Here is a 13,566-nt window from a genome sequence, read left to right as displayed (position 1 = left end):
AGAGGAGGTGAGTCGATGAAATGGAGTATTCCAGAGCGAATCGTTGAACAAGGGCGCGAATATATGCAAGAAGGCCGGGTCTTATCTATCGTTCAAAATCCAGAAAAAAGGATCTGGTTGTCTGAGGTTTTAGGGGAAGAACTTTATCTTGTTGAATTGGATGGTACCGCCAAAGAACAAGATGTTTGTGAATGTCAATATTGGATGGAACATGGCTATTGCAAGCATACAGTGGCAGTTGAACTGGCACTGAAACAACGAGGCGTGTCAAGAATTATTCAAGCGAATCAAACAGTCAGTTTTGAGAAAACAAATCGATCAACAGCTGAAATGTTTACCAAAGGCTTTGCCAAATTAAGCAAAGCTTCTGCCGAAGTTCCCTTGCAGCCTTTACGTTTAGAATTTCATTTAGATGTGATTGAAACGAATAATTACTATCCAGAATTATCAACGATTGGTCTTTCTTTAAAAATTGGTTTGGAAGGGACCAAACCTAAAACATATATTGTGAAAAATATTGGTGATTTTTTACAAGCATATGAAAAAGAAATGACCTTTATGGTGAATAAACAACACCAATTTACCTTGCTACATGATTCTTTTTCAATGGAGATTCAAGAAATTTTAACAGAACTTGCGGCAATTTATCATACCAGCCAATTATTAGGTGCAAACGGTATTCAAGTTAAAGGGAAAATCGACAAACGTTATCTATTATTACCAATTGATCGCAGTCAATCGTTAGTTGAAAAAATGAATCGAACGGGTCAGTTTATATTGACCAATCAAACTCATAAGTATCGCTATCTAACGTTCAAAGAAACCAGTTTGCCACTTACGTTTACAGTGCAAAAAACCGAGGAACAAAGCTTCAAATTAACTATTCAGAATCCTATTACAACGTTTCTAGCCCACTATCACTGGGCGATTGCGGATCAAACGGTTTATTTACTAACAGAAGAGCAGGAAGCCATCTACACCACGTTACTTCAATTAATGAAACGCTTGGAAGAGCCGTCAATTATTTATGAAAAAGAAACAGTCTCTGATTTATTTAGTGAAGTGTTACCATTATTGGAAAAAATTGGTCGAGTGTCTGTTGAAGAATCAGTTGAAGAATTGGTCGTCCATCATCCTTTAAAAGCAGTCTTTATTTTTAAGAAAATTAAAGGTCGGATTAACGCTCGGATTGACTATCACTATGGAGAAGTCATTTTCTCGACAAACCCGAAATATGCTCAATTACCTGAAGTCAATCAAGAAATCGTTCGAGATAAAGCAAAAGAAACAGCAATTAAGCAGCAATTTCAACAGTTTGCCTATCAGCAAACAACCACAGGCTTTGAAAAAGTCTTACCTGCTGGAGAGTCCTTGTATTATTTCTTTAAAGCCGAAGTTCCAGCTTTCCGTCAATTAGGAGAAGTTCGGATGGGACGGAAATTACGGGAATTGTATTTAGATGCCCAGCATCATCAACCAACGATTGAAGTTGCGGAAGGGGATTCTTGGTTAGATATTCGGTTTGATGTCACTGGCATTGATGAAACCGAAATCGATGCAGTATTGACTAGTCTGCTACGTAATGATGCTTTTTATACGTTAAAAAGTGGTGAAATTCTTGCTTTTGATTCAGAGGAATTTTTCCATACAAGTGCAATTTTAACGAAGCTGCGAAAAAATATGCATCAAGAAGACAATGTCATTCATGTGCCCAAAAACCAAGGCCTCATGATCGAAAGTTTATTAGAAGACAACGAGCGAGCACATTTTTCAGATTCCTTTAAAAAAATGGTCACGGATTTAACGCATCCAGAAAACTTTGAAGCGCAAGTCCCCAAAACCTTACAAGCAACGTTACGCCATTACCAAGAAACAGGGTATAAATGGCTGAAAATGCTTAGCCATTATCAATTTGGCGGTATTTTAGCTGATGAAATGGGTTTAGGGAAGACACTGCAAACCATTACCTATTTACTTTCGGAAAAAGAAGAAGAGCGCTTGAAAGGGACAGCTTTGATTGTCGCTCCTGCAAGTTTAACCTATAACTGGTTAGCCGAAGTCAAACGTTTTGCGCCAACCTTAAATGTTCAAGTGGTTTCTGGCAATCGCCAAGAACGAGCAGCGCTTTTACAAAATAGCACCGAAGATATTCTGATTACTTCTTATGCAAGTATGCGACAAGATGTTCAGCTTTATCAGGAAATGCGTGTAGGCTATTTGATTCTAGATGAGGCTCAAATGGTTAAAAATAGTGGGACTAAAACAGCGCAAGCCTTAAAAAGTTTAAAAGTACCCCAACGTTTTGCATTAAGTGGCACACCAATTGAAAATAATTTAGATGAACTGTGGTCAATTTTCCAAATGATCTTACCGGGATTGTTCCCAGGCAAAAAAGCCTTTCGAGAAATTAAGCCGGAAGAAATTGCCAAAATGATTCAACCATTCATTTTACGACGAGACAAGAAAACGGTGCTCGCAGACTTACCAGAAAAAATTGAAAATAATATGTACAGTGTCTTAACAGAAGAACAAAAAACGGTTTATTTGGCCTATCTAAAACAAATGCAAGCAGATGTCAGTCAAATGGATCAGGCGACCTTCAAGAAAAATCGCATGAGTATTTTAGCAGGCTTGACCCGTTTACGACAAATCTGTTGCGATCCGCGTTTGTTTATTGAGGATTACACGGGAGGTTCTGGCAAAGTGGAACAAGTCAAAGACTTTTTAGTGGCTGCCAAAGAAAACAATCGTCGTGTCCTATTATTTTCTCAGTTCACAAGCATGCTTTCTATCTTAGAAAAAGAATTGAATGAATTAGGCTTAGAGACGTTTTATTTACGAGGAAGTACGAAGCCTCAAGATCGGTTAACGATGGCGAATGCCTTCAATGAAGGAGAAAAAGATGTCTTCTTAATTTCATTGAAAGCAGGGGGAACCGGACTAAATTTAACTGGTGCAGATACAGTTATTTTATACGATTTATGGTGGAATCCCGCAGTCGAAGAACAAGCGGCTGGTCGGGCACACCGCATGGGACAAAAAAAAGTTGTTGAAGTGTGGCGGATGATTGCAGAAGGAACGGTTGAAGAAAAAATGAATTCCTTACAGCAAGAGAAACGCGAGCTGTTCCAAAAAGTGATTCAAGGAAATGAAGAGCAATTAGCGAAAATGACGGAAGAAGATATTCGCACAATTTTAAGCATTGGAGAATAGCCGTTCAACATAGTTGCTATCTTATTTAAAGAGAAATGGAGTAATTCGTTTGAAACAAAAAGAATATATGGAATATCGGCCGCTAGGTGAAGAAATTGAACGGATTCGTAAAGGAAAAAATATTCCTCTGCGTGTCTTTGATGAAAATGGTGTTTCTAGTCGAAGTTATCAACGCTTTGTCCAAGGAAATAGTGAATTGCGTATTTCGGATTTAGCCATTATTGTCGAAATCTTGTCTATTTCGCCGATGGAAATGACAGAAAAATTAACGCCAATGTCCAAAACAGTTTTAGCTAAGGAGCAGTTTAATCAAGCAATCTTTAGTAAAAATTTTCAAGAAAGTAGTCGAATCGTTGCAGATTATCGAGCGTATTATGATAAATCGTCTTTTGCTTTAGGAAAGCAAGAAGTAATGTATTCGATGTTGGCGTTGGAATATCTTTTTAACCCTCAAACGGTTGTGACAAAAGAGGAAATTATTGCATTAGAAAATCAGATTCTGGAACGATTAATTAATGCCGATGTGTATACTATTTTTAATTTGAAATTTTTAGCATTACAAAAAAACGTTGGCTTGCAGCCGTTTCCAACTTCGTTACTTTTTCGTGTGCTACAATCTGTCAATGAGCGGGAAATTATTGATATTCGCTCGCTAGAAATTATCGAGCAAGTAATTATTGATTTTTTATTTGCGGCGATTGTCAGCCAAAATGTTCCCCATATTCTTCATGTATTAGGCATGTTTAAAGAATATGAAGTGGGTGAAAATAACTGGCGAATGATCCTCTGGAAAAAAATAGCAGAAAAAATAGAAATGATTTTAACCAATGAAGAAATATTCGCAGATTGGTCAATCTTTAAAGAACAAATCCTTTTATCTATCACATTGTTTTTACCAAAAGCCAAACAAGAATTTTTTGCTGGGCAATTGGAAAAAATAGAGGATAGTTTAAAAGAAATAAAAGAAAACTAGGCATAATTGAGAATTTGTCATAATACATTCTGGTTGTGTTTAGCGACAAAGAGCGCCAAATAGGGTTAGAAAACCCTATTTGGCGCTCTTTGTCTTGTCTATACAAATTAATTTGGACAGTTTGTCGTAATTGAACCCATTTTCAGTTGATATTCACTATAATTAAGAAAATATCAGGAGGTGAAGTTTATGAAAAAAATGTGCATCTCCGCAGTTAGTGCCTTACTTTTGGCTAATAGTTTGCTACTTCCTGTAACAACTTTCGCCGAAACGACCGAAACAATCGCATCCTCCAGTGAAGAAAATGTTTCATCTGTTTCAGAAGAAAAGATTCCAGAAACTTCATCGGCAGAAGAGCAAAATTCAGCAACCAGTAGTTCGGAGATTCCCCAATCAGAAGAGTTAACGACTGTTGAAACAAGTGAAGAGCCGCCAAATGAAGCACTAGCGATAACGGAAGCACAACTGATGATGCCCCAATTATACGCAGGTGCTGTCTTAGATAAAGCGACGCCTATCAGTACACTATTTCCTGATCCAGCCTTTGCGGAAAATATCAGAAAACAGTTAAGCAAATCTCGGACCTCTAATACTGTCACCCAAGCAGAATTGGATAAACTGAATAAAGTTATTTTAGAAAATGTCGTTGTTTCTAATGTGGAAGGAGTTCAATACCTAAGAAACTTAGAAGAATTATCTTTTCAAGATTCACTCAATGTAACAGATTTGAGTCCTTTTGCTAAAGGTGAATTTAAGCTATTACGTTTTTTATATATGAGAAACAATAAAATAGCTGATCTTAGTCCGTTAGGTCAAGCAGGATTAATTAATTTAGAAGGCTTGTATGTTGAGAACAATCAATTAACGACATTAAATGGACTTGAAGGAATGGCTGCTTTAAAAAATTTAAGTATCCAAAATACGACAGATCATCCGTCAAAAATCACGCCGAATAATCGAGTGACTTCCTTCGACCCGCTTCGTTCTCTTCGTAATTTAGAAACCATTTGGGCTGCCAATAATCAGATTGCTACTTTAGATGGGCTTACGGAAGCAAATAACCTACTCCGTCTTTATGTGGAAAATAATCAATTAAAAACAATTGCGCCCTTGGCGAATAAGCCACGTCTAGAAGAGTTGAGTATTATGAATCAAACGATTGCTAGTCTGGAAGCTTTAAGCACTGTTCCTAATCTGCGTGTACTGTATGCAAGAAACAATCAAATTTCTTCCTTGGCACCGTTAGAGAAAACACTCAATCTAACAGTTTTAGATGTGGGAGAAAATCAAATTTCAGATATCAGTCCGTTAAAAGGCTTAACGGCCATTACAGGGCTAGATGTATCTAATCAAATGATTATCTTATCTTCTGTCGATTATATTGCTGGGAAACCACTGCAATTAAAAAATAAGGTGGTATCTCGTGATGGTCAACTATTTCCACCGCTGACGATTAGCCCTTATGGAAGTTACGATGCCACAAAAGGACTGTTTGAATGGAATTTACCCAAAGCTCATGAAGGCGTTTCTTATATCTGGGAATCAACAGATAAAGCATACTTAGGGAACTTTTCTGGAACAGTCGTCCAACCTGTCAAAGAAGTTTTCTTAAGTGAAACGAAACTATCTTGGTCAAAAGAGCGTATAGAAAAGTCGATGGAAAAAACAATCGATATTGATGACTTTCAAAAAACAGCCCTGCCTTTTTATTGGCAAGATGTCGATGCTGGGAATAGATTACAATTTATTGTCAAAAAAGAGGGCCAAGAAATCCAGAAATTAGCAGATGAAACAACCACTAATTCTAAAACATTTAAGGAAAAAGCCTTGTTATTACCAGAACTAACTTATGGAAAACAGCAGTTGGTCGTGGAAGTCTATGATAAAGGCTACAAGATTGATGAATTAGCGCTAACAGTCACTGTGGTTGGCTCTGTCAGGTTCAAAACGGTACCCACAGCGATTTCCTTTGGGAATGAGCTGCAAATCGCTAGTAGCACGACCCAATATCCAATTGTTTCCATGGATCAACCATTAGTGATACGGGATACTCGTCAAACAGGGAATAATTGGTCGCTTGCACTAACCGTTACTTCTGATTTCAAATCTGAATCAGGTGCTACGTTGCCGAATATTTTAAAATTTAGAACCAACCATCGCTTACAGGACATTCCAGAAGGCCAATCGATTCTTGTTCACAACCAAGTCAATGGACATCAAGAAACAAATATTTCTGATCAATGGAAAGAAAATGACCAAGAGTTGTTATTATCTGTTCCTGGAGGGACGGCCAAAGCAGAAGAATACGAAGCAAAACTAACTTGGCACTTGATGGACGTACCTGATGGCAGTGCAAAATAGGGGGTGAGTCTTATCAAAAAAATAGTTAGCGGTGTATTGCTATTAGGATTGATTTCATCAGTTGATGTATTTGCTGAAACAAATGCCTATCCGACAAATGCAGAAGTTTCTTTTTATGGCGAGTATGAGCCACCAGCCAACAAAGAAAAACCAGATGGTAAGATACCACAGCGTTTCCCCAAGCAGTCGGAAGCAATACCAGCAGTGAGTGGAGAATCATTGAAGCATTCAACAAGTAAAACGGTTGATCAAAAAGGCTCAGGATTCTTACCTCGAACTGGTACTAAACAGCAACAAATGTTTAATTATCTCGGAATAATAGTCATCTTTATGGCTAGTTTTATTTTAAAAAAAAGAAAGAAGGAACAATAAAATGAAAAAAATTATCTTATCAACAATCCCCGCTATCACTTTAGGCGTGGCTATTGCACCAGAAGTGAATGCAGAAGAAAAAAACTATGAATCAAATGCCATCGTAGAATTTACGCCGGATACCTCTATCAACAAACCTGTCGATCCAGTGAATCCAGATACCGAAAAACCTGTTGAACCCTTTGACCCAACGACACCAGACACTGGTAATAAGCCAAATGAAGGAACAACTGGTCCACTAAGTATCGATTATGCTTCTAGTTTAGACTTTGGCAAAAATAAAATTTCAAATAAAGATGAAAAATATTATGCAAATCCACAATACTTTTTCTTGGCAGACGGTTCTGGTCCTGATTTGACTAATCCTAAACCAAATTATGTACAAATTTCCGACAAACGCGGAACGAATGCCGGTTGGGCCTTAACAGTTAAACAAGAAACACAATTAACAGCGACAAAAGAAACATTAAATAAAGTTTTAGACGGTTCAGAAATTAAATTAAGTCAAAACAAAGCAGTGTCTAATTCCAAAGCAGTCACACCAACTGCGCATGAAGTAACTTTAGTAGCTGGCGATTCATCAAATGTGATGTCTGCCGCTGAAGGTCAAGGTTCTGGAACTTGGCTTAGTGCGTTCGGTGGGATTGAAAAAGTGGAAGTTGACGGTGAAAGCGTAGATAAAAATACAGCGATCACATTAACTGTACCAGGAGCAACACCAAAAGATGCTGTTCAATACAAAACTGTTTTAACATGGACAATCGCTGATTTACCAAGCGTATAATTATTGAAACTATAACAATAGAAGAGAAGGAGCACTAACATGAAAAAAATGACCATCGCAAGCAGCTTAATTTTAGCAACCATCGCGGTAGGCACACTACCAGTTCAAGCAGAGGAAGTGGCTAATCGCGACACAGATGCTATTGTAAAATTTAAAGCACCAGATGAAAAAGACCCCAACAGCAAAAATCCTGTAGTGGATCCAGAAGACAAAGACGGCAAAGATCCTGTGACACCTATCGACCCAGTAAATCCTGACAAACCAGTTGATGAAGGTTCTACAGGCCCCTTAACCTTGGACTATGCTTCAAGTTTAAACTTTGGTGAAAATATCATCAGCACAAAAGATGAAATCTATTTTGCATCAGCACAAGTTTTAAAAGATAAAAATAATGTTGAAAAAACGGGTCCATTATTTGCTCAAATTACAGATAATCGTGGAACTTTAGAAGGCTGGACTTTATCTGCAAAACAAAATTCTGCATTTACTTCTGCTACAAAAGGTCAGACACTTGAAGGAACTGAAATTGTCTTTCAGAATGCTTCAGCTGTGACAGCAGGACAAAGCGCTGCACCAACAAGTTTAGCGAGCGTAACTTTTGGTACAGTTGGTGAAAGTCATAACGTGATGGTAGCCGCAACAGATCAAGGTGCTGGGAAATGGTCATACTTATACGGCAATGCTAGTTCAATTGCTGAAGTTGACGGCCGTCAAGTAATGAAAGATGTTCAATTAAAAGTGCCAGGTAAATCAGTTAAATTAAACGATGCCTACAAAACAACAATTACTTGGACATTAGCTAATACGCCAGTATAAAAAGAACCTTTTTGGAGAAAGGAAGAGGGGAACTCAGCCTTTCTCCTTTACATAGAAATGGAGTGTAGAGCGAAATGAAAAATAGATATTTTATTCTGATGATCCTAAGTTTTTATTTCTTTGCTTTTGGGATTGAAACCTCAGCAGCAGAATTACGATTTAGTGTTGAAACAGAAATTCCAGAAAACCAAATAGATAAAACAAAAACATATTTTGATTTAATGATGAAACCAGACCAAGAACAAATTTTGAAAGTTCGAGCGGCCAATAGTACAGATGAAAATTTAGTGATTGATGTTAGTGTGAAGTCGGCCACAACAAACAGCAACGGAGTGATTGAATATGGTGAGTCGTTGACAGCTTTAGATAAATCTGCACCAGCAGATTTATCAGAAATCATTCAACTGAAAGACGGCGGTGAGAGTGTTGAATTGCCTGCTAAAAGTGAAAAAGTAGTTGAATTGCGAGTGAAGATGCCTAAAGAAGAGTTTTCAGGGCAACTAGCGGGCGGGATCACGTTTAGTGAAAAAGTCGATGAAACGAAAGACAAGCAAAAAGAAAATACAAACGGCTTAGCAATTGAAAATCGCTATGCCTATACAGTAGCTGTTTTACTTCGAGAAAATGAAACAGTTGTACAACCTGAATTGTCTTTAGAGAAAGTTGAACCGACGCAAAGAAATGCGCGTAGTGTTATTTCTGCAACACTGCTAAACCATGAAGCAGCCTATCTTCAATCAATGAAAGTAACGGCAAATGTTAAAAATAAGAAAACAAATAACGTTATTTTAGAGAAAGAACAAGAAGATATGCAAATGGCGCCCAATTCAATTTTTAATTTCCCTATTCCTTATGAAGAAAATGAAATGGAAGCTGGAACGTATGTATTGGCAATGACTGTGGAAGGCTCAGGAAAAAAATGGCAATTTACGAAAGAATTTACGATCTCAAAAGAGGAAGCAAAAACATTTAATGAGAAAGATGTAACCGTCAAAAAAACGGAATCTAAACTTATTTATCTCTTAATCGGTTTATTGATCCTTTTACTGATAATTTGCCTGTTCATCATTTTACGTCTGAAAAAACAAAAAAATAAATAAAAAAAGCCGCTCTTCAATTTGAAGAGCGGCTTTTTTTAAAGATTAAATAATTTCTCCACAGTCGGACAAAGTTCAGTGAAACAAGTGACTTCTGCAAGGTGTGATGCAGGTTGGCAACTTGGTAGTTCACGAGAGCGGTGGTTAAACCAAAGAGAATGCCAGCCACCATTACGTGCGCCTACAATATCATTGTCATAACTATCACCAACATATAAAGTATGTTCAGGTTCCATACAAAATTGATTACAGGCTAAATCAAAAATTTCCTTTTCAGGTTTTTGAAAACCCGTACTTTGAGAAATAATGATATTTTGGCTTGGAACCCATTTTTCAAGATTCAATTGTTTAACTTTTTTAAATTGATGGTCTGTTGGACCATTTGTAATAATCCCCATCGGAATTTCCTTTTCTTGTAAAGTATCAAGAAGCTTAGTAACTTCTGGATGCATCGTAATATTATCCAATTCTTCTTCATAAACTTGTTGGAAAATTTTTCCTTCTTCTTGTGAAATTCCTGGATAGTTTAGATCCTTTAATGTTTCATTCATCCGGAAAAACCGCATGAAATCTAGGGACCATTCATTGGCTAAAACTTTCGGAAACGTTTCATCGCTGTGGTGTCTAAAACGAAGATACAATTCATGCATATCCTCTGTCGCAACGTTCGGGAAAATTTTAGTCATCGCATTTCGAAAGGGTTGTTGCTGATCGTACAGCGTGTCATCAACATCAAAAACAATGGTTCTCATTTAACAAGTGCACCTCTTAACTTTTTTACAAAACTTTTCATATGTTATATTGTAGCCGATATTTTCACAAATAAATAGAGTATTTTTCACTGTATTTCAAGGTTTTGCACAGAAATCAAAGCCTTGCGGGAAAAGACAATTATAGTTATTTTTACCGAAAAAATGGAAACGATAAATGAAAAAATATTCTGATAATGAAAAGTTTGTGAAAATGATTTTGAGTCAAAGTTACTTAAATAACACGTGTTCTGATAGAAGTTAGAATTTTGCAAGAGACAGTCTTTTTCCGTATAATGAATGAGAATGAAGGGGGAGAGTTAGGGAGTTATGTTAAAGCGTTTTTTTGGGTATTATCGGCCGTATCGTGGATTATTTATTTTGGATTTTGGGTGTGCCGTTTTTGCGGGGCTGTTAGAGTTGGCTTTTCCAGTAGCAGTCAACCAAGTAATTGATAAGATTATGCCAAAAGGAGATTTTCGCCTCATTGCATTAGCTAGTGCGGGCTTATTTGCATTTTATATAATCAATACGTTTTTACAATTTATTGTGGTTTATTTTGGTCATATGTTAGGCGTGAATATTGAAACAGATATGCGTGAAGAATTATATCAACATCTTCAAACACAACCGTTTGAGTATTATGATAATCAAAAAACAGGGAAATTAATGAGCCGTTTGACCACTGATCTTTTTGAAATTTCGGAAGTGGCGCATCATGGTCCAGAAGACGTCTTTATTACGGTTATGACGTTAGCAGGTTCTTTTTTATTAATGTTAACCATTCACGTGAAATTAGCCATCGCTACGTTTATTTTATTGCCATTTATCACGATTGCGCTAGGTTATTTTAATAAGAAAATGACAAAAGCGAATACGGATATTTACGATAATTTAGGTGAATTTAATGCTGGGATTGAAGCGTCAGTAAGTGGGATACGTGTCACGCAATCTTTTGCAAATGAACCATTTGAACGAAAACAGTTTAATTATTTAAATCAAATGTATCGAAAATCGAAATTATATTTTTATAAGGTGATGGGTGTCAGTTCCGCCTATAATTACTTATTAATTCGTCTGATAAATTTATTTTCATTAATTTTTGGTGCGTATTATACAATTAAAGGAGAAATTACAGAAGGTCAGTTTGTAGGATTTATTTTATTAGCCAATATTTTTATTCGGCCGATTGAAAAAGTCAACAATATGATTGAAAGTTATCCCAAAGGATTTGCTGGTTTTAAACGTTTTACGGAAGAAATGGACAAACAACCGTCCATCAAAGATTTGCCAGGAGCTGTTGCTGTTTCGCATTTAGAAGGAACGATTGCCTATAAAGATGTTTCATTTGCTTATGAAGATGGCACAAAAGTTTTAGACCATATCAATTTAAAAATTCAACCTGGTGAAACCGTTGCTTTCGTTGGCCAAAGTGGTTCAGGAAAAACGACCTTGTGCAATCTGTTACCTCGTTTTTATGAAGTCAGTAGTGGTGAAATTACGATCGATGGTAGAAATATCCAGCAAATGACCTTGGCTTCATTACGTAAGCAGATTGGAATCGTTCAACAAGATGTGTTTTTATTCCCTGGAACATTACGAGAAAACATTGCTTATGGGAATTTAAACGCTACAGAAATGGACATTCAACAAGCGGTGAAATTAGCACATTTAGAACATGTAATTCAGCTAATGCCAGATGGCTTGGACACAATTATTGGCGAACGTGGCGTGAAATTATCGGGCGGTCAAAAGCAGCGAGTGGCAATTGCGCGAATGTTCTTGAAGAACCCGCCGATTTTAATTCTAGATGAAGCGACTTCTGCATTAGATACAGAAACAGAGCAAGTGATTCAAGAGTCATTAAACTCGTTAGCTGACGGGCGAACAACATTAATTATTGCCCACAGACTGGCAACGATTAAACATGCTGATCGAATAATCGTAGTGAGTGACCAAGGAATTTTAGAAGATGGGACACATGAAACTTTGTACGCGCAAAGAGGTCACTATCGTCGCTTGTACGATGCTCAATTTAGAACATAAAAAACCCGCGAATAAAACTTCGCGGGTTTTTATTATGTTTAGTTAGCGCCGAACTTTTCTTCCCAAACCAACAGCATTTTTCATTCGTTGAAGTGTTTTGTTGGCTACCTGGCGAGCGTTTTCTGCACCCTCATCTAAAATCATATCTAATTCTTCTGAAGCTAGAAGCTCTTGGTAGCGCACTTGAATAGGTTCTAATAAGGCAACTACTGCTTCTGCTAAATCTGCTTTGAAGTCTCCATAGCCTTTGCCTTCGTATACTTGAACAAGTTCCTCAACAGTTTGACCTGTCGCAGCAGAATAAATATTTAGTAAGTTAGTAATGCCAGGTTTTTCTTCTTTATTATATTCAATTACACCAGTTGAATCAGTTACAGCAGAGCGGATTTTTTTGCGAATCACTGCTGGCTCATCAAGCATTGAAATAAAGCCCTTCACATTTGTATCAGACTTACTCATCTTTTTCGTTGGTTCTTGTAAGCTCATAATTCGACTACCTTGCTCAGCGATTTTTACTTCAGGCATCGTTAAAATTTCTTGATTTTTTTGGGCGTAACGTTTGTTGAAGCGTTCCACAAAATCACGTGTTAATTCTAAGTGTTGTTTTTGATCATCTCCGACTGGCACTAAGTCAGCGTTGTACAACACGATATCACCAACCATTAATGGAGGGTATGTTAAAAGACCAGCGCTTACGCCAGCACGACCATTTTTTTGAGATTTATCTTTAAATTGTGTCATTCGCTCTAACTCACCAATAGAAGTATTGCACTGAATGATCCAACCAGCTTCTGCATGGGCACTCACTTCAGACTGTATGAAAATTGTTGCTTTTTGTGGGTCTAAACCAACCGCTAGGTAAAGAGCTGCTAAGCTACGAATTTGCTGGCGTAGCTTTTGCGGTTCTTGGGGAACGGTAATGGCATGTTCATCCACAATACAAAAATAACAATTGTATTCATTTTGTAATTCGATAAATTGTTTCATTGCACCAATGTAATTTCCGATTGTCGGAGTACCACTGGGCTGAATACCAGAAAAAATTGTTTTCATTAAATAACCACCTGACTTTAGACTTAAGATAGTGAATAGTTCTATTATACATTTTATTAGAAAAAAATACATGGGAACTTCTTGAAAAATCACCAAGAGAAG

10 protein-coding genes are annotated in these 13,566 nt (G+C 37.1%); 8 read left to right on the top strand and 2 right to left on the bottom strand.

Going from position 1 to position 13,566, the window contains the following annotated elements; genetic code table 11:
• The first annotated feature begins 15 nt into the window (after positions 1–15).
• The 7 genes from IGJ04_RS05960 (at position 16) to elrE (ending at position 9,619) form a co-directional block, all read left to right on the top strand.
• Entirely contained in the window at positions 16–3,213 is a 3,198-nt protein-coding gene (locus tag IGJ04_RS05960; RefSeq protein ID WP_002362298.1) for a DEAD/DEAH box helicase, read from the top strand.
• Between the two features lie 67 nt (positions 3,214–3,280).
• Positions 3,281–4,186 carry an Rgg family transcriptional regulator ElrR gene (gene elrR / locus IGJ04_RS05955; RefSeq protein ID WP_016618104.1) on the top strand — a complete coding sequence of 302 codons (906 nt, stop codon included), beginning with the start codon at positions 3,281–3,283 and terminating at the stop codon, positions 4,184–4,186.
• A 189-nt stretch (positions 4,187–4,375) separates the two neighbouring features.
• On the top strand, positions 4,376–6,547 hold the full coding sequence (elrA, locus tag IGJ04_RS05950; RefSeq protein WP_002384095.1) for an enterococcal leucine-rich protein ElrA: 2,172 nt from the start codon (positions 4,376–4,378) through the stop codon (positions 6,545–6,547).
• Positions 6,548–6,550: 3 nt separating this feature from the next.
• Entirely contained in the window at positions 6,551–6,919 is a 369-nt protein-coding gene (elrB, locus tag IGJ04_RS05945) for an LPXTG anchor domain-containing protein ElrB (protein ID WP_002356469.1), read from the top strand.
• 1 nt (position 6,920) lies between these two features.
• The gene (elrC, locus tag IGJ04_RS05940) at positions 6,921–7,703 is read left to right on the top strand and encodes a WxL domain-containing protein ElrC (RefSeq protein ID WP_002362540.1); all 783 of its coding nucleotides are present in this window, start codon (positions 6,921–6,923) and stop codon (positions 7,701–7,703) included.
• Between the two features lie 39 nt (positions 7,704–7,742).
• Positions 7,743–8,519 carry a WxL domain-containing protein ElrD gene (gene elrD, locus IGJ04_RS05935; RefSeq protein ID WP_002362542.1) on the top strand — a complete coding sequence of 259 codons (777 nt, stop codon included), beginning with the start codon at positions 7,743–7,745 and terminating at the stop codon, positions 8,517–8,519.
• A 74-nt stretch (positions 8,520–8,593) separates the two neighbouring features.
• Positions 8,594–9,619, top strand: a complete 1,026-nt coding sequence (gene elrE / locus IGJ04_RS05930; RefSeq protein WP_002376547.1) for a transmembrane protein ElrE — start codon at positions 8,594–8,596, stop codon at positions 9,617–9,619.
• A 35-nt stretch (positions 9,620–9,654) separates the two neighbouring features.
• On the opposite strand, the gene IGJ04_RS05925 is transcribed toward elrE, so the two are convergent.
• Entirely contained in the window at positions 9,655–10,368 is a 714-nt protein-coding gene (locus IGJ04_RS05925; protein ID WP_002356474.1) for an HAD family hydrolase, read from the bottom strand.
• Positions 10,369–10,695: 327 nt separating this feature from the next.
• On the opposite strand from IGJ04_RS05925, the gene IGJ04_RS05920 reads away from it, so the two are divergent.
• Positions 10,696–12,411, top strand: coding sequence for an ABC transporter ATP-binding protein (locus IGJ04_RS05920; protein ID WP_438840041.1), 1,716 nt, complete (start codon positions 10,696–10,698; stop codon positions 12,409–12,411).
• Positions 12,412–12,453: 42 nt separating this feature from the next.
• Here IGJ04_RS05920 and trpS read toward each other — a convergent pair whose 3' ends face one another.
• Positions 12,454–13,464, bottom strand: coding sequence for a tryptophan--tRNA ligase (gene trpS, locus IGJ04_RS05915; RefSeq protein WP_096397943.1), 1,011 nt, complete (start codon positions 13,462–13,464; stop codon positions 12,454–12,456).
• Positions 13,465–13,566 lie beyond the last annotated feature (102 nt).

The sequence above is a fragment of the Enterococcus sp. AZ050 genome (assembly GCF_051715085.1).
Lineage (GTDB): Bacteria > Bacillota > Bacilli > Lactobacillales > Enterococcaceae > Enterococcus > Enterococcus faecalis.
This window is presented reverse-complemented; position numbering and strand designations above follow the sequence as displayed.